The sequence below is a fragment of the Enterobacter sp. ECC-019 genome (genome assembly GCF_043974075.1).
GTDB lineage: Bacteria > Pseudomonadota > Gammaproteobacteria > Enterobacterales > Enterobacteriaceae > Enterobacter > Enterobacter asburiae_D.
This window is the reverse complement of the sequence record NZ_CP143759.1, coordinates 4,056,353-4,073,840: the sequence shown is the minus strand read 5'-3', so window position 1 is coordinate 4,073,840 and position 17,488 is coordinate 4,056,353. Positions and strand designations below refer to the sequence as shown.

13 protein-coding genes are annotated in these 17,488 nt (G+C 49.2%); all 13 read left to right on the top strand.

Annotated features, from left to right (window positions below; translation table 11 throughout):
* Window position 1: 1 nt before the first annotated feature.
* Complete coding sequence (locus tag V1566_RS19245) at window positions 2–568, top strand: type IV secretion protein Rhs (RefSeq protein WP_395304353.1); 567 nt, start codon at window positions 2–4, stop codon at window positions 566–568.
* Window positions 562–1,026 carry a putative T6SS immunity periplasmic lipoprotein gene (locus V1566_RS19240; protein ID WP_395304352.1) on the top strand — a complete coding sequence of 155 codons (465 nt, stop codon included), beginning with the start codon at window positions 562–564 and terminating at the stop codon, window positions 1,024–1,026. Before V1566_RS19245 ends, V1566_RS19240 begins: the two co-directional genes overlap by 7 nt.
* Window positions 1,027–1,231: 205 nt before the next feature.
* Window positions 1,232–3,772 (top strand): type VI secretion system Vgr family protein, encoded by a 2,541-nt coding sequence (locus V1566_RS19235; RefSeq protein ID WP_395304351.1) that lies wholly within the window; start codon window positions 1,232–1,234, stop codon window positions 3,770–3,772.
* Between the two features lies 1 nt (window position 3,773).
* Window positions 3,774–5,780, top strand: a complete 2,007-nt coding sequence (locus V1566_RS19230) for a lipase family protein (RefSeq protein ID WP_395304350.1) — start codon at window positions 3,774–3,776, stop codon at window positions 5,778–5,780.
* A complete protein-coding gene (locus tag V1566_RS19225) occupies window positions 5,773–6,564 on the top strand; it encodes a hypothetical protein (RefSeq protein WP_395304349.1) in 792 nt (263 codons plus the stop codon). The genes V1566_RS19230 and V1566_RS19225 overlap by 8 nt, the downstream gene beginning before the upstream one ends.
* Entirely contained in the window at window positions 6,467–7,525 is a 1,059-nt protein-coding gene (locus V1566_RS19220; RefSeq protein WP_395304348.1) for a DUF2345 domain-containing protein, read from the top strand. The genes V1566_RS19225 and V1566_RS19220 overlap by 98 nt, the downstream gene beginning before the upstream one ends.
* A 1-nt stretch (window position 7,526) precedes the next feature.
* Window positions 7,527–9,464 (top strand): lipase family protein, encoded by a 1,938-nt coding sequence (locus tag V1566_RS19215; protein ID WP_395304347.1) that lies wholly within the window; start codon window positions 7,527–7,529, stop codon window positions 9,462–9,464.
* Window positions 9,457–10,224, top strand: a complete 768-nt coding sequence (locus V1566_RS19210) for a hypothetical protein (protein WP_395304346.1) — start codon at window positions 9,457–9,459, stop codon at window positions 10,222–10,224. Before V1566_RS19215 ends, V1566_RS19210 begins: the two co-directional genes overlap by 8 nt.
* Before the next feature lie 66 nt (window positions 10,225–10,290).
* Window positions 10,291–11,058: a hypothetical protein gene (locus V1566_RS19205; RefSeq protein ID WP_395304345.1), complete on the top strand. Its 768-nt coding sequence runs from the start codon at window positions 10,291–10,293 to the stop codon at window positions 11,056–11,058.
* 2 nt (window positions 11,059–11,060) lie between these two features.
* Window positions 11,061–11,327, top strand: coding sequence for a PAAR domain-containing protein (locus V1566_RS19200; RefSeq protein ID WP_143346648.1), 267 nt, complete (start codon window positions 11,061–11,063; stop codon window positions 11,325–11,327).
* 3 nt (window positions 11,328–11,330) lie between these two features.
* Window positions 11,331–12,491, top strand: coding sequence for a hypothetical protein (locus V1566_RS19195; protein ID WP_395304344.1), 1,161 nt, complete (start codon window positions 11,331–11,333; stop codon window positions 12,489–12,491).
* Entirely contained in the window at window positions 12,478–15,891 is a 3,414-nt protein-coding gene (locus tag V1566_RS19190; RefSeq protein ID WP_395304343.1) for an ImcF-related family protein, read from the top strand. The genes V1566_RS19195 and V1566_RS19190 overlap by 14 nt, the downstream gene beginning before the upstream one ends.
* Window positions 15,891–17,486, top strand: a complete 1,596-nt coding sequence (tssA, locus tag V1566_RS19185) for a type VI secretion system protein TssA (RefSeq protein ID WP_395304342.1) — start codon at window positions 15,891–15,893, stop codon at window positions 17,484–17,486. Before V1566_RS19190 ends, tssA begins: the two co-directional genes overlap by 1 nt.
* Window positions 17,487–17,488: the final 2 nt, after the last annotated feature.

The window sequence follows — 17,488 nt, the reverse complement described above, 5'->3', positions numbered from 1 at the left end:
AATGACCATTCATGATGCCAGTGCAAAGAAAAAGAAGAACGCCAAAAAACAGGACGATGATTCAGTCAGAAAACTGACCTCCGGAGAAATCGCCTTAGCCAGAATGGTATTTGGTAACCGAATCAATTACGAGAAGGTGAAAATCCATCGCGGAAGCTATCTGCCATTTGGGTTGCAGGATGAACATACAGCAATGACGCCTAATGGTGAAATATATTTCCGGTATTGGTATCGCGATGACTTCTCAACAAGCTTACCATTTTTACGGCATTTATTTATTCACGAAATGAGTCATGTTTGGCAGAGAGAGCGGGGAATGAACGTCATGGCCAGAGGACTGATAAGCTGGCTGGTGAGTTATCGGTATACGCTCGATGGACGACTGTTAAGCGAATATCCAATGGAGCAGCAGGCACAAATCATTGCAGATAATTTTGCTTTGCAAAGTGAAGGGTATTATGGCTGGTTAAAATTGAGGATTGACCATAGTATAACTATGGATGGTGATATTTCTGAATCTGTCATTAAACAAGGATATAAAAACGCGTTAAGAGGTTTTCCATGGTAATTCCGAATGTTTTTCGGGTTCTGCGTGCAAGCCTGCTTGCTGTTATATGTTTGCAAACTTTAACAGGATGTCCGGGGCCTGGCGACAGACTGCACCCAGATGAAGAGGGACATATCATTATTAAAGATGGGAGCGTTTGTTTCCCTGTCAATGGTGGCGATGGTTATGTATTGAAGTACATATCTATTAACCCACGGGGAATAAATCCAAAAGATGAAAAAATCGTATTCAGTCCACAGTTACGGATAAGTAATGAATTACTTTGTATTCCACCGTCTTTTTATCAATTCAATAAAGATGGCCAGTATTTCATTCAGGCAAGCTTTGCCTCTTTAAGGCATGCGGACCGTCCTCGACGTATTGTTTCAGCACTTGAGGTGAGTAAAGGCACGGTTCATAACATACGACCAAACGATATGGAGATCTTAAGGCCGTATGATGAAATGATTAAGAATTGATGAGTGGCATTGTCGGGAGTTAAGTAGTTTTCTTTAGCATGAACAATTTTGAAATGACCGAAAAAATGATTAGAGCCCTTGTTGCGCTATCGGGGCTGGAATTGTAATAACTTTTTCGTACTCGCTGAGTACCCCTGATTAAATCTGCTACTTGCCTTTCGGCAAGAGAGTCATGGACAGCAGATTATCCCATGGAGTCGATATCATGAGTCTGACAGATACGCTCAAGAACACCCTGTCAGCCCTAACTGAAGATGGGCTGAATCGTTACCGTCTGGATATACCATCCTGTACTGCCTCACTGGATGTGGAAGAGTTTAACGGTAATGAGTGCATGAGCGAGCTTTATACTTATACCATCATATTTACCAGCAGCGATCAGAATATCAGCTCAGCACAACTGTTGACTAAGCCTGCCACGCTGACCATGGGGACAGGGCCGCTGATGGGGCTGACCGGGCAGAAAGTGGTGCATGGCGTGGTGACGCATTTTAAGCGTATCAGTGGTTCACGTGACCAGGCGACGTACCAGATTATTATTGAGCCGTTCCTGTCTCTGTTGCACAAACAATTCCGTACCCACCGTTTTTTCGTCAATAAGTCGGTACCGGAAGTTGTCGCTGAGGTGCTGCAGGAACATGGCCTGAAAGGCTGGGAGTATGAGTTCACCCTCAAAGCCGACTATCCGAAGCGTGAGCAGATAAACCAGTACAAGGAAAGTGACCTCGCTTTCATAGAGCGTCTGCTGGCCGAAGTGGGGATTTTCTACTTCTTCACCCTGCAGCCCGACACGCAAACCGAAGTGGTGCACTTCGCGGACAAGCAGAGTGCATGGACCTTCGGTAAAACGCTGCCTCTGAACAGCCCGTCAGGGATGAATGACAATAAAGCCGATTCTGTATGGGGCGTAAACGTCCGGCAAAACGTGGTGGAGCGCTCTGTTACCGCCAGTGATTATAATCACCGTGAAGCTCAGAATATCCTGACTTCTGTACCGGCAGACATGACGCGAGGTGATGGTGATGGTGTGACCTACGGTGATGTGTATCACTACCTGCCACGTCATCTTGAACGTGGCGACAAAATCACACCGTCAGCGGAAACCGGCAACTTCTGGGCCCGCCTTGAGCATGAACGTTTTCTGTCCGGGCAGACGATTATCAGCGGCTGCAGTAATGATGCCCTGCTTTCTCCGGCTCAGGTGCTGACCGTTAGTGAAAGGGCGGTACCGCCGACTTTACCCTCTGAAACGGACAACGGCATTATCATTACCCGCACGGGTTATATTGCCAGCCGTAAGAATGCCCTGATCGTGATGTGGGAAGGGATGCCCTACTACGAGAACCGCTGCTGGCGTCCTGCTGCTAAAAAGCGCCCGGTGGTCAGCGGCACGCTGATGGCGCGCGTAACCAGCGCCAAGGATAACGACATCTACGCCTGGCAGGATGCATCCGGCATGTACCGGGTGAAGTTTGATGCCGACCGTGATGACAAAAAACAGGGCATGGAAAGCATGCCAGTGCGCTTTGCCAAGCCTTACGGTGGTGACAAGTACGGCTTCCACTTTCCTCTGATCCAGGGCACTGAAGTCGCCATTGCTTTCCACGAAGGTGATCCAGATCGCCCGTATATCGCCCATGCCCTTCACGACTCCCGCCACGTTGACCATGTCACTGAAGCCAACAGCACCCGAAATGTGGTCAGGACTGCAGGCCTGAACAAACTGCGGATGGAGGATAAGCGCGGCGAAGAGCACATTAAGCTCAGTACCGAATACGGGGGCAAAACCCAACTGAATTTAGGGCACAACGTCAATGCTTCCAGGGTTCTTCGCGGCGAGGGAGCGGAGCTGCGCACTAACGACTGGGTCAGCGTTCGTGGTGGTAGGGGGATTCTACTCACCGCAGATGCTCAGCCTGACGTCGGCAGTAAAATGCTTGAAATGGACAGGGCTGTAGAACAACTGGAACAGGCACTCACGCTGGCAAGAAGCCTCCAGGCTGCTGCGAAAGGGGCTCAGGCAACGGTGTCTGACATCGACAGCCAAAAGACGCTAAACAGCGCACTGAAATATCTGAAAATGCCAGGAATGCTGGCCAGTGCACCTGCTGGTATAGGCATTCTCAGTCCTGAGGCTGTCCGGCTTGCTTCAGGTGGGGCAAGTATTGGCCTCATGTCAGGTAAAAACACAGATATCAGCACCGGGCAATCGTTCACTGTAGCGGCAAGCGAGGCTGTAAGTTTGTTTGCACAGGCTGCAGGAATGAAAATGTATGCCGGGGCAGGGAAGGTTGATATTCAGGCACAAGCTGACGCCATGAATGTCTCAGCATTACAGGACATCACTGTCGCCAGTGGTCAGGGGAGCGTGAAGGTAAATGCCAGCAAGGAACTGATTTTAAGTTGCGGTGGCGCTTATATAAAGCTTAGCGGCGGGAATATTGAACTGGGATGTCCGGGGAATATTTTGCTGAAAGCGGCCAATGTTAATCAGACAGGTCCTGCCAGTTTAGATACACCGCCGGTGACTTTTCCAAAAGGGTACAGTGAAGGGTTTATCACAACATCATCCGCCAGCGGAGCAGTCAAGCCTTTCACCACATATAAAATTACAACGGCTGAAGGGGAGGTTTATGAGGGCATTTCCGGTGCAGAAGGAGAGACTTCTCCAATATTTACGTCTATGCCATCGCAGTTAAAAATCGAATATCCGCGAAATATTGCTGATAGCCAGGAGGGCGAATAACATGACTACCGCTGTATCCTCACTCTGCCGTAAAAACCCCCATGCTCCATGTGAAGAGCAAATGCCCTACTGGGTCGAATTTCAATTGGTAGATGAGCAGGGAGATCCCGTGGTGAATATGCCATGGACTGTGGAAAGCGCTCATCCTGTTTCCGGGCCGGTGGAGGGATTCACTTATTCTGGTCAGAGCGATGCTGACGGGCTAATCAGCGTTGATATGCCGCATGGACTTGAATTGGCTCTGAAATTAGAATCGAATGCTTTAATAAATGAAATGGAGAAGAGAGCGCTTCGCCCAGGTAGAGATGCAGAAACCGATTCTTTAGTTAGACAGCCTGCAGTAGATGCCGATCATATCTGGCATTACGCCGTAGTCGGTGAACTTAGTTCAGGTTATCCTAATATCGAATTGCATAAAGGTGAAACCTTACCATCCTTCCATTTTCCACCTAACAAGTCTTTCAAAGGACTTACCGTCCGGACAAATGAACTTGAAAAGCGGCATGTTATTGAAATTTGCCCTTTTAGAGCATGGGAGTTGGTATTGCATCACCAGGATGAATATTCAATGGCAAACGCTATCAACCTCGGAGCAAGTGCCTCTCTAGCTTATGCCGATGATAAAGCACTCCGGCCGGAATCAATAACACGATTTTATATAAACCAGTGCCAAGATTTATCGCGTTTACCTCAGCTCCATAAAAGCGGTTTTAGTTACAATACACTAGTGCAGGATGTACCATTTAGCGAGCGATATAATCCTCCTGTTTTCATGGATACCTCTAGAGACACCTCGAAGACTGATAATAAAAGTGGCAGCACCTCTGGAGGGGGGAATTTAGCAAAACCAGAAGGCGATACTCAACTGTATTATGTTTACAATACAGATAAAGTCATTGTCGCATGGAGAGGGACAGCAGGGTTGTATGATGTCGGAACGGATCTGTCATTTAGTCCTATTAGCACTGAGGTATGTGATGTAAATAAAAATATGTGCACAAACTTGAGTCCTGCTGGAAAAGTGCATGATGGATTCCTAAGTGGATATAGTAGATCTGAACGGCTTTTTTCTTCTGAGTTTGATGAGCTCTTAACTTTAATTAGAGCACGAAATTTATTTGTTTGCGGCCATAGTTTGGGGGGAGCGCTTGCATTAATTTACTCTGCTGCACTAAAGTCTGAAAAACCTTTGCTCTACACATATGGTATGCCCCGTACCTTTACCAAGGAGGCAGTTCAGCAGTTATCCGAAATCACCCATTTCCGTCATGTAAACGATAATGATCCCGTTCCAGCAGTTCCACCCGAAGCGAGTCTAGATAATGCGTTATATAACCTCTGGGGACCACTTGGGAAAACTTTAGGGATGCTGTGGTCTGTTGGAGAACTTCTGGCTTACCAAGCTATATCTTGGGGGGATTGCTTTTGGCACCATGGTAATCCAGTTGTATTTCTAACTGCGACACAAAGTCGTGAGTGGCAAGAATGTAAAACAAGTTTGCCCGAACCTGCTGGTTGCATAAATTTAAAAAGGCTTCTTCCGATAAAAGCTAAATTATATCTTGTTCCTTCTTTGTCGGACCAAAAGATGCAAACTGCAGGCCGTAAACAAAAGGAGTTCAGAAGGTCACTAACGGCTAGCAAGCTGGAAGAGATTTTTCCTGACGGACAAAACCCCGACCGTGGAGTAGATTTAACATTTGGCGATCATTTCATGACTTCGTATATGCCTTACATGAATAATAAATTATTGGAACTAATAGATAACGAAGGATTGGTTTATAACCGGAATTTTACTGAGCATCTATATAATGTAGATCGTTTTAAAGAGCAAATGTCGGAACATAAAGATGAAACTCCTGAAAAGGAATATGAAAGAAATGAGATATTCCTTGACATAGAAGGGTTGTTGAAGGCATCACTATCTCCCACTCTGTCTGAATCTTATGGGAATGATGCGCTAGTTCGATTCGCCATTTATGGTGACGAGGTGATTGAAAATGCTTGATAAAAATAAATTCATTTTTTTACCGCTTGTCTTTTTTATAGTCGGAGGTTGTAGTCATGCTACAAGCAATGCAATTTCCCCTCCAGCGGATACCAAATGGGTGACTGTTGAGGTTAGTAATCCTTCAAAATACACAAGACCATTTCCTCTTGAAGTTAGATATATTTCACGTGAATGCCAGAAAAAAAGAGTGAACGGATTTGATGGTTCTGTGGAAGCGGAATCAAGCTATAACGTTATTAAAGTACCTTTGCAGCAGCAGAATGGTGATAAATGGAAAGGTACAGTCGCTATGACTGGCAGGGGGGAGTGTGTATGGAGCTTAAGTTCAATCAATGTGGGGGTTGAATATATAGATGCTACACATCTTGGGAATGATTTAGTACCTGGGACTGCGGTTGGTGTAACTATTGCTTTTGATGCTGATGCTGTGCGGAATGGACAATTTGATACAGTGGCGGGGAATGATTTTAATTACACTCCAAAATACTATCCTTTTATAAAAAAATGGAATGATAGCCCACAGTCTACTATGCGGGATAAATTATATCTCTTCGGTAAGGAAGATGCGTTTTGGAAAGTGAAGTTGGACTATAAACCTAACGAAAATGTTTTAATAAATTACACCCCCTCTATAGACGAAAGTAAAAAAGTATTGATGATATTCCCTAATAAGAAGGGGAAAGATGCTATGTACTCTTTTGTCTATCCAGATGGGAGCGTCATTTCATCAAAAAACACAACACCTGATTTTAGTAAAGTCGACAGGACGAGGGGGGAATAATCAGCTAACCAAATTCGGGCATAACGTCAACGCGAGCAGGGGGCTTCGTGGTGAAGGCGCAGAACTGCGGACTAACGACTGGGTCAGCGTTCGTGGTGGTAGGGGGATTCTACTCACCGCAGATGCTCAGCCTGACGTCGGCAGTAAAATGCTTGAAATGGACAGGGCTGTAGAACAACTGGAACAGGCACTCACGCTGGCAAGAAGCCTCCAGGCTGCTGCGAAAGGGGCTCAGGCAACGGTGTCTGACATCGACAGCCAAAAGACGCTAAACAGCGCACTGAAATATCTGAAAATGCCAGGAATGCTGGCCAGTGCACCTGCTGGTATAGGCATTCTCAGTCCTGAGGCTGTCCGGCTTGCTTCAGGTGGGGCAAGTATTGGCCTCATGTCAGGTAAAAACACAGATATCAGCACCGGGCAATCGTTCACTGTAGCGGCAAGCGAGGCTGTAAGTTTGTTTGCACAGGCTGCAGGAATGAAAATGTATGCCGGGGCAGGGAAGGTTGATATTCAGGCACAAGCTGACGCCATGAATGTCTCAGCATTACAGGACATCACTGTCGCCAGTGGTCAGGGGAGCGTGAAGGTAAATGCCAGCAAGGAACTGATTTTAAGTTGCGGTGGCGCTTATATAAAGCTTAGCGGCGGGAATATTGAACTGGGATGTCCGGGGAATATTTTGCTGAAAGCGGCCAATGTTAATCAGACAGGTCCTGCCAGTTTAGATACACCGCCGGTGACTTTTCCAAAAGGGTACAGTGAAGGGTTTATCACAACATCATCCGCCAGCGGAGCAGTCAAGCCTTTCACCACATATAAAATTACAACGGCTGAAGGGGAGGTTTATGAGGGCATTTCCGGTGCAGAAGGAGAGACTTCTCCAATATTTACGTCTATGCCATCGCAGTTAAAAATCGAATATCCGCGAAATATTGCTGATAACCAGGAGGGCGAATAACATGACTACCGCTGTATCCTCACTCTGCCGTAAAAACCCCCATGCTCCATGTGACGAGCAAATGCCCTACTGGGTCGAATTTCAATTGGTAGATGAGCAGGGTGATCCTGTGGCGAATATGCCATGGACTGCTGAAAGCTCTCATCCTGTATCAGGCCAGGTTGAAGATTTCACACATTCAGGCCAAAGCGATGCTAATGGACTTATCCATATTGATATGCCGCATGGTCTTGAGTTGAAACTGACACTTGACAGTAATCAACTGATAAAGGAAATGGAAAATCGCGTTCTTCATGTTGGTAGGGATCCTATAAAAGATTCGATTGTTCGTCCAAAAACCGAGGATACTGGTTATGTATGGCACTATGCCGTCGTGGGCGAATTATGTCATGAAAAGCCTGATTTACAGCTAAGGGATGAGGAAGAGTTACCCTTATTTCATTTTCCAATTAGTAGTTCATTTAAGGGCGTTAAGGTTAGAACAAATGAACTTGAAAAGCGCCATGTGATCGAAATTTGTCCATTCAGAGCCTGGGATCTAGTGCTCCATCACCAGAATGATTACTCTATGGCCAATGCCATCAATTTAGGGTTGGCCTCTGATTTGGCATATGATGATATAGAAATTATTACTAAGTATTTTATTAGTAAATGTCAGGACCTGTCGACGATACCATCCAGAAAGATTGGTCAATCGACTATTAATGCTTTAGTTGTTGATGTGCCGTATTCTGATAGGTATTTTCTTCCAATAGATATTGATTCGACCAAAGCTGATGATCCTGAAGGAGATACGCAGCTTTATTATGTCTACAACAACAATAAAATAGTCATAGCATGGCGTGGGACTGCCAGTCTGACTGATGGGATAACGGATGCTTCTTTCAGACCAGTAGCGCCCGATAGTTGCAATATCAAATCGGAATGTACTTCATTAGTTCCTGTTGGGAAGGTGCATACTGGTTTTTGGGCAGGCTATACCTTAATAGAACGAAAATTTGAAAAGGAACTTACTGAACTAACGAGAATAATACCGGGTAAAGAGTTATTCATTTGTGGGCATAGCTTAGGAGGAGCGCTGGCATTAATTCATTCTGCTAGGTTAAAAAATAGGAACCCACTTCTTTACACATACGGTATGCCAAGGACGTTCACTAAAAATGCTGTAGATGCATTATCAAGTATTATCCACTATCGGCATGTAAATGATCAAGACCCAGTACCATCAGTTCCACCTGAAGCTGATCTGGATAATCAGTTATATAAACTATGGGGGCCATTGGGAACAACGCTTGGTTTTTTATGGTCGGTCGTTGAGCTAACTGCCTGGCAAGTCGTAGAGTGGGGGGACTGCTTTTGGCACCATGGGAATACGGTCGCATTTTTAACCACAACTCAAAGTAGAAAGTGGCAACAATGTAGTATTGAACTTCCTTACCCAAGAAATTGCATGACCATTCAGGCGAGGCTTCCTGAAAAGGTTAAACTTTATCTTGTTCCTTCGCTGGCGCTTCAGGAAGCCAGGCAATCAGGGCAAGATCAAAAGGCATTTAAAGCTTCACTTACTAAGGAAGATCTTCAAGAATTTTTCCCCGAAGGCATGAATCCAAATAGAGGGATGCCTGCGAATGTTGGAAATCATCTTCTGACATCATATATACCCTATATAAATAATAAATTGTTAGGGTTAGCTTATGAAAAAGGGCTAAGCGATGGAAAGATCTTCACTGAGCATGCCGATAAAGTAGCATCCTTTAATTTACAAATGGACCACTATTCAGGTGAAATCCCTAAGAATGAGTTTGACAGGAATAAAAAGTTTCTTTCGCTCGAGGATTTGCTAAAAAATTCGCTTAGCTCAACCATCTCTGCCGCATCCGGTTCCGATGCTCTTAAAAGATTTGGCCATTATGGTGAAGAGGACATAGAAAATGTATAAGAGATTAAATTCATTCGTCTTGATCCAGTTTGCTTTATTGCTAAATGGATGCGCTCAAGCAACTGACAGAACATTATCACCACCACTAAATACTGGCTGGGTTAGTATTGAGATTAAAAATCCTTCTGCGTATACAAAGCCTTTTCCTCTTGAAGTGTTGTATGTATCAACAACGTGCAAGCGTGAGTTGATGAGTATGCGAGATGGTCAACATTATGAGAAAGTGGGACTCAATCCAATAAAAATACCGCTTCAGGAAAAGGACTCATCCGGTGTATGGATTGCAAAAATTGCAAAAGATGGCGGCGGTAAGTGTAACTGGAAACTGAGTGAATTCAATTTGGGTATTGAATATATTGATGCTACTCACCTCGGGAAGGGGTTAGTTCCGGGAACTGCAGTTGGTGCAACAATTGCGTTTGATGACAATGCAACAAAAAATGGTCGATTTAAGGTGTTTACAGGTTCCGAGCTTTTTTTATCTCCCATGTACTACCCTTTGATAGATAGTAATAAAGATATAAGTGTGAATGATACGTTGAATTTATTTGGTCAGGATGATTTTTTACTGAAAAAGATAGTATCTTCAGAAAAAAATGTTCAAATTAAATTCGAACCGACAATTGATGAGTCTAAAGTCGTCAGGATGATTGCTCCAACAGAACAAAAAGTTGGGGTAAACTATAAAATTATCTACCCTGATGGCACGGTTGTGTCTGATGGATCAACTCACCCTGATGTAAACAGGTTGAAGGATTAATCTCAGCAGCATCCGGTTCTGATGCTATTAAAAGATTTGGTCATTATGGTGAAGAGGACATGGAAAATGTATAAGAGATTAAATTCATTCGTCTTGCTCCAGTTTGTTTTATTGCTAAATGGATGCGCTCAGGCAACTGACAGAACATTGTCACCACCATCGAATACTGATTGGGTTAATATTGAAATAAAAAACCCGTCTTCGTATACAAAGCCTTTTCCTCTTGAAGTGTTATACGTATCAACGACGTGCAAGCGTGAGTTGATGAATATGCGAGATGGAAAGCATTATGAGAAGGTAGGGCTTAATCCAATAAAAATACCTCTTCAGGAAAAGAACTCATCCGATGTATGGATTGCAAAAATAGCTAAAGATGGCGGCGGTAAGTGTAACTGGAAACTGAGTGAGTTCAATTTTGGTATTGAATATACTGATGCTACTCATCTCGGGAATGGTTTAGTACCGGGAACTGCTGTTGGTGCAACAATCGCGTTTGATGACAATGCAACAAAAAATGGCCTATTTAAGGTGATTCAAGATTCTGAGCTCGTTTTATCACCTTCGTATTACCCCTTGATACAAAGTAATAAGCGCATCAGCACAAATGATATGTTGAATTTATTTGGTGAGAAAGACTTTATGCAAATAAAGATGATTTCCTCTGCCAAAAGCATTCAGATAAAATTCATGCCAACTCTTGATGAATCTAAGTTGGTTAAAATGATTGCACCAAAAGAGCATAAAGTCGGAGAGTTTTACAAAATTGTCTACCCTGATGGCTCAGTTGTATCTGATGGATCAACTCACCCTGACGTAAGCAGACTGAAGGATTAAACATGACAAAAGGCTTAGTTTTGCTTGGTGACAAAACCTCTCACGGCGGAAAAGTGATCTCCGCCTCTTCCAATATTACTGTCGACGGAAAAAAAGCCGCATTAGTTGGTGATATGGTTAGTTGCCCGGTAGAAGGGCATGGAACTAATCCTATCGTGGAAGGATCACCGCACCGGACATTTAACGATCGCGCTGTTGTCGTCGATGGCTGCAAATGTCAGTGCGGTTGTACTGTAATTTCAAGTGCTCAGAACAGCACAGTAGGATAATCAATGGGCTGGGAAAGGACGAAAGCAACAACAATGGAGTTGCCTCCTGAGCCATCTTTTATGGGATGGCTCTTGGCTGGTGTTGTTGCCGCGGTTGTGGGTATTTTGCTGTTTATCCTGCATGCGTCAGGCATGGTTAAGGCTCTGGCTGAATTCAATATCTGGTGGCTGGCATCCAGCCCTGTTCATGGCTGGTTTTTCCTGTTTTGTTTACGGGGGTGGCTGTGGGGCAGAACAGTCAATGAACATCAGTTTTTGCAGAAGGAAGCTGAATACGGACAGCAACAGTGGGAAGCCTGGGCTGGACGTTATCTGGCCGTACTCGGAAGCAGCATACTGCTACCTTCCGGAGTGACTTCTGACGCCATTGCTAAATCAGATGCTGCTGGTGCGCCGCAATTTCTTTCACTGACCAGCCATTTTGATCCGAAATCGACGACGTCCACCTCCTTGCTTGAACTGGGGCTGGCCGGTGTACAAGACGCAATCGCGATGTTGCCTGCGACGGTACCATTCAACGTCACCATTATAACCGACATGAATTCGCCAGACTTTGAGACCCGGTTTCGCGAATCATGGGGAAGAACTTACCCGGGGCGTGCGCTAACAGGTTCGGTTTCGTTTTGTAAAACCCTCTCTTTTACCTGGATCGAAGATCGCCTTAAAAACCCCGTTCTCGATATCGATCTTATCCTGATTTTGCAGAGTCAGGCTGCTGAACAATATTCCGATGCACTAGCGTCGCTGATACTGACCAGCGATGATGTTGCTGAAAAATATCAGCTTCCTCACTCTGCCCGCATATTGCGACCGATGCCGCTGGACATGGCAAATTTCAGGGTTGATATGGGTTTGTTCCTCGAAACACAAACGATCGCCTGTCAGACGTCAAAGGTGTTTTGTGACTGCGGGCACTGGAATGACGGGTTTGCTGAGTTAATGACCGCGTCTCAATCACATCTGACACCGTGGGTGCCACAGGAAATTGATGTACTGGAAAAATATAACGGTATTCCAGGGGCTGGCAGTGCATGGCTTTTAGCCACATTACTGGCCGACATCGTGTCTGTCAGCAACAAACCTGTTTTAGGGCTGTTTACCTCAGGTACTGATCGTTTTGTCAGTACTGTTACCTCAGGGAGTGGAAATAATGATGCCGGGTAGTACATGGAGCAGAGGGGGGCTTGCCGGCATAATAGCCTGCATCTCAGCGATTATAGTGGCCGTGATCCTTCATTTCGGCCCCTCGCATGGCCTTGATACCCGGCTGAAGCAAGTGCTTGCATTTGTTGCTGTATGGATAGTCTTGCTGATTGTTTTCTATACGCCGTTTATGTTCCGGTTCATGCGGGAAAAGTATCACCGCTGGCGGGAACAAAAGAACAATGCTTTGCCTTCTGATGAATCAAGAGTTGCCCGGACTCCGCCACGCAATGTCACCGTTGATACTATCCGTGACGCCATGCGTAACCTCTACGGTCGGCGTTGGGGCCGCAAAACACGCATTCTGCTGGTCACTGGCATCGCCTCTGAAGTGGAGCAACTGACTCCGGGTCTTACGGTTCAGCTCTGGCAGGAAGACCGAGGCACGCTGTTGCTGTGGGGGGGTGACCTCAATACACCTGCAGACAGCGCCTGGCTGACCGCGCTGCGCAAACTTCGCCGTCGTCCGGTGGATGGCACGGTATGGGTCACCTCGGCCTTTGACCAGCTCTCAGCACCAGGGCTGGAGCAGCCGCTGCCGGTGCCGTCTGAAAGCACCATGGATTCCCTGTCTCACGCCATCAGCGCACGTATGGAAGCGCTTGGCTGGCAGATCCCGCTGTATGTCTGGTCCCTGCACCCGCGAGCTGGTAAGCCGGAAGGACGGGTTGTACAGGCGACCGGCTGTCTGTTGCCTGCCGGTTGTCGTACCAAAGGGCTGGCAGAGCAACTCTCCGCCCTGACGCCAGATCTGACCTCACTGGGCCTGCAGCAGACCTGCGGCGAGGTGAAACACAACTTCCTGCTGACGCTTGCTGACCAGTTGATTCGTGAGCCGGAAAGCGTGACCGCACCGCTGTCGGTGATGCTCAATCCGTATCGCCCGCTGCCGCTGGCCGGTGTGGTGTTCAGTCAGCCTTCAGCCGGTGCAGAACGTGCCGTGCCGCACCACTGGGGCTTGGATAAGCGCTGGGATGTTCTGCCTGAATCAGTCCGGACACTTCCTGCCGGGCTGCGTCCGCGCAAGCCGGGCATTCCATGGCGTAAAGTGTTTGTGTCAGTCGCTGCCCTGGCGATGGTGGGCTGGGCTATGTGGATGAGCATCGCATATGTCACCAACCGCAGCCAGATTGCTGGTGCGAATGCCCAGGCCGCACTTGCCGCCAAACAGAATCAGCCGCTGGAGCAGCGCCTGCACGCGCTGTCTGAACTCCAGAAAACGCTGGCCCGTCTGCAGTACCGCTCTGAGCATGGCGTACCGTGGTACGAAAAGGCCGGGCTGAGTCAGAATAACGCCCTGCTGGCCGCACTCTGGCCACGCTATCAGGACAGCGCGTTACCGCTATTGCGGGATGCGGCTGCAGACCATCTGCAGAAGCAGGTCAGTGCCTTTAACGCGCTGCCTCCGGACAGCCCACTGCGTGAGCAGATGGCAAAAACCACCTGGGAGCAGCTCAAGCTCTACCTGATGCTGGCGCGTCCGGAACACATGGACGCCGCCTGGTTCAGTTCTGCGCTGCTGCACGACTGGCCAAAGCGTGATGGTGTGAAAGACGCCGTCTGGCAGGGTGTGGCTCCGTCACTGCTGACGTTCTATGGCGCGCAGCTGGTCACGCATCCGGAGTGGAAGCTCCGTCCTGATGAGGGCATGGTCAGCCAGGCGCGTTCGCTTCTGGTTCGCCTGATGGGCGTGCGTAACAGTGAATCTACCCTGTACCAGAAGATGCTCTCTCAGGTGGCGCACCTGTATGTCGATATGCGTCTTGAAGATATGACTGGTGATACCGATGCTGCCCGCCTGTTCAGCACCACCGAAATTGTACCAGGCATGTTTACCCGCCAGGCCTGGGAGCAGGCCGTTCAGCCCGCCATCGAGAAGGTGGTGAAGGCCCGCCGGGACGAACTCGACTGGGTGCTCACAGACAGCAAGCGTCGGGTGAATAAACAGGACGAGACCTCGCCGGAAGCGCTGGAAAAGCGTCTGACGGAGCGTTACTTCGCTGACTTTGGAGGATCCTGGCTGGAGTTTCTGAACAGCCTGCGCTGGAACCGGGCGACCACTCTGTCGGATTCCATTGACCAGTTGACCCTGATGGCCGACGTGCGTCAGTCACCTCTGGTGGCGCTGATGAATACCCTGAACGTACAAGGGCGTACCGGACAAACCGGGGAGGCGATTTCGGATTCACTGGTGAAATCAGCGAAAAATCTGCTGGGCGGTGATAACAAGGATGCCATTGACCAGAGTGCCGGCGTTCATGGTCCGCTGGATGCGACCTTTGGCCCGGTGCTGGCGCTGATGGATAAAAGCAACACCGGTGTGCGGGCGCTGAGTCTGCAGTCCTATCTGACCCGCGTGACGCAGGTGCGTCTGCGCCTGCAGCAGGTGACCAATGCTGCTGACCCGCAGGCAATGACTCAGACCATTGCCCAGACCGTATTTCAGGGGAAAGCCGTGGACCTGACCGAAACCCGCGACTACGGCAGCCTGATTGCCGCCGGTTTGGGTCAGGAGTGGAGCGGTTTTGGGCGTACGGTGTTTGTGAATCCGATGGAGCAGGCCTGGCAGCAGGTGCTGACCCCGGCGGCCGACAGCCTCAATGCCCAGTGGCAGCAGGCAGTGGTGGCTGAGTGGAACAGTGCCTTTGGTGGCCGTTATCCGTTCAATAGCTCCAGCAGTGATGTTTCCCTGCCGCTGCTGGCTAAATACCTCAACGCCGATTCCGGGCGTATCGCCCAGTTCCTGCAGACCCGTCTCAAAGGTGTGCTGCACAAAGAGGGTAACCACTGGGTACCGGACAGTATCAACTCGCAGGGGCTTGCGTTTAACCCGGCGTTCCTTAACGCCATCAACACCCTGAGTCATATCTCAGATGTGGCCTTCACCGAAGGCAATGCGGGTATGAACTTCGAACTGCGCCCGGGCACCGCCGATGGCGTGATGCAGACCGACATGATTATCGACAGCCAGAAGCTGACTTATGTGAACCAGTTGCCAGCGTGGAAGCGGTTCACCTGGCCTGCGGATACTGAGGCCCCTGGTGCCAATCTGAGCTGGATTAGCACGCAGGCGGGCACCCGCCAGTACGCCGATATTCCGGGTGCCTGGGGCTGGATACGCCTGCTCGATAAGGCTGCGGTCAGGGCTTATCAGGGCGTGGGCAGCAGCTACAGCCTGAACTGGAAGGCACAGGATGGTCGTTCGCTCAATTATACCCTGCGTACCGAAGCCGGCGAGGGTCCGCTGGCGCTGCTGAAACTGCGTAACTTCCGCCTGCCAGAAACTATCTTCAGCACCACCGGAGTTGCAGCGTCAGACCAGGTCGCCAGTGCGAACAGTGATGCAGAGGAGGTTTACTGATGAGCACGCTCAATGCCTTACTCAGTGCCTGCCAGACAGAGCAGAAACCTCTGCTTGCAGCCACCCGTGAACGTGTGGCGCAGTGGGAAAGTTGGCTGCAGCCGCTGTCCGGGCAATCGTCCGCGGGCGAAGACCCGGGCTATGACGATGACTTCCAGCAGATGCGTGAAGAGGTCAACAAACTCACCGGTGCGGATACAGAACTTATCTGCCGGCTGGCAGAGAAGCTGCTGACCACCACCGCCAAAGATATCCGTGTGGCGACGTACTACTGCTGGGCGAAGCTACACCGCGAAGGTGAGCAGGGGCTGGCCGAAGGACTCGAGTTGCTGGCTGGTCTGCTGGAGCGCTTTGGACCACAGCTGCACCCGCAGCGTGACCGCAGCCGTAAAGCGGCACTGGAATGGCTGGCCGGGTCGCGCATGACTGATTCACTTTCACTGTACCCGGAAGTGGTCAGGATCGATGCGATGCGAACCACTGGTGCGCTGCTGCTGATATCACAGCTTATTGAGAATGAGCTGGATGAAACCCGTCCCGAACTCAATGCGCTGTACAGCGCGCTGGAAAGCCGTTTGCAGAAAGCGGGAGGCGTGGATGCGGTGGTGCCGCAGAACGCCAGTACCAGCGAAACCCCTTCGGCTGCCAGCCACAGTGATGCCCCGTCAATCGGACGCATCACGTCCGGTCAGGATTTGCTGGCCCAGGCCCGCACCCTTACCGAATACCTGCGTGAGCAGCCAAATGGCTGGCTGTCAGCACACCATCTGATGAAGAGTCTGCGTCACGACACCCTGCGGGCTATCCCGGCCCCGGATGCGCAGGGGAAAACCCGTATCGAACCCCCAAGGGCGGATCAACGCGCGTTACTCAAACGCCTCTACCTGCAGCAGAACTGGGCTGAAATGCTGGAAACGGCCGACAGCACATTTTCCCGCGGAGCCAATCACCTGTGGCTGGATTTGCAGTGGTACATCCACCAGGCGTTGACGAAATCCGGCCAGCAGACGCTGGCCGATATTGTCGCGGCTGACCTGAAAGGGCTGCTGTCGCGACTGTCCGGGCTGGAGACACTGGCGTTCAGTGACGGTACCCCGTTTGCGGATGAAGTGACGCTGAACTGGATCCAGCAGAGCGTGCTGGACACCGTCGGTGGGTGGGGGGATGACACACCATCAGCCCCGGTCACCTCTGGTAACAACGATATTCTGGCGCTGGAGCCCGAAGCTGTGGCACTGGCCGACAGTGAAGGGCCGGATGTCGCGCTGGGCTGGTTGCAGACCCGGCCGGGTATGACCACCGATCGTCAGAAGTGGCTGTTGCGTCTGATGATGGGCCGCATTGCCGAGCAGTACGGTAAAAATGACCTGGCGGTACACCTGTTTGCCGAGTTGGGTGAGCGAGCCCGTGAAGTGACCCTCAGTGACTGGGAGCCTGAGCTGTTGTTTGAGGTTCAGGCCCGCCATCTGAAACTCCTGCGCCTGAAAGCCGGTCGCAGTGAGGCTGATAAGGCCCGCCTTACGCCGGTAATGGACCAGTTACTTGCCGGACTGATTGCCGTCGATCCTGCCCGTGCCGCCGTGCTTTGCGGTTAAAT

Excerpts from the sequence above, each read along its gene's own strand:
- V1566_RS19245 (WP_395304353.1), top strand. The coding sequence starts at position 2 with ATGACCATTCATGATGCCAGTGCAAAGAAAAAGAAGAACGCCAAAAAA.
- V1566_RS19240 (WP_395304352.1), top strand. The coding sequence starts at position 562 with ATGGTAATTCCGAATGTTTTTCGGGTTCTGCGTGCAAGCCTGCTTGCT.
- V1566_RS19235 (WP_395304351.1), top strand. The coding sequence starts at position 1,232 with ATGAGTCTGACAGATACGCTCAAGAACACCCTGTCAGCCCTAACTGAA.
- V1566_RS19230 (WP_395304350.1), top strand. The coding sequence starts at position 3,774 with ATGACTACCGCTGTATCCTCACTCTGCCGTAAAAACCCCCATGCTCCA.
- V1566_RS19225 (WP_395304349.1), top strand. The coding sequence starts at position 5,773 with ATGCTTGATAAAAATAAATTCATTTTTTTACCGCTTGTCTTTTTTATA.
- V1566_RS19220 (WP_395304348.1), top strand. The coding sequence starts at position 6,467 with ATGCTATGTACTCTTTTGTCTATCCAGATGGGAGCGTCATTTCATCAA.
- V1566_RS19215 (WP_395304347.1), top strand. The coding sequence starts at position 7,527 with ATGACTACCGCTGTATCCTCACTCTGCCGTAAAAACCCCCATGCTCCA.
- V1566_RS19210 (WP_395304346.1), top strand. The coding sequence starts at position 9,457 with ATGTATAAGAGATTAAATTCATTCGTCTTGATCCAGTTTGCTTTATTG.
- V1566_RS19205 (WP_395304345.1), top strand. The coding sequence starts at position 10,291 with ATGTATAAGAGATTAAATTCATTCGTCTTGCTCCAGTTTGTTTTATTG.
- V1566_RS19200 (WP_143346648.1), top strand. The coding sequence starts at position 11,061 with ATGACAAAAGGCTTAGTTTTGCTTGGTGACAAAACCTCTCACGGCGGA.
- V1566_RS19195 (WP_395304344.1), top strand. The coding sequence starts at position 11,331 with ATGGGCTGGGAAAGGACGAAAGCAACAACAATGGAGTTGCCTCCTGAG.
- V1566_RS19190 (WP_395304343.1), top strand. The coding sequence starts at position 12,478 with ATGATGCCGGGTAGTACATGGAGCAGAGGGGGGCTTGCCGGCATAATA.
- tssA (WP_395304342.1), top strand. The coding sequence starts at position 15,891 with ATGAGCACGCTCAATGCCTTACTCAGTGCCTGCCAGACAGAGCAGAAA.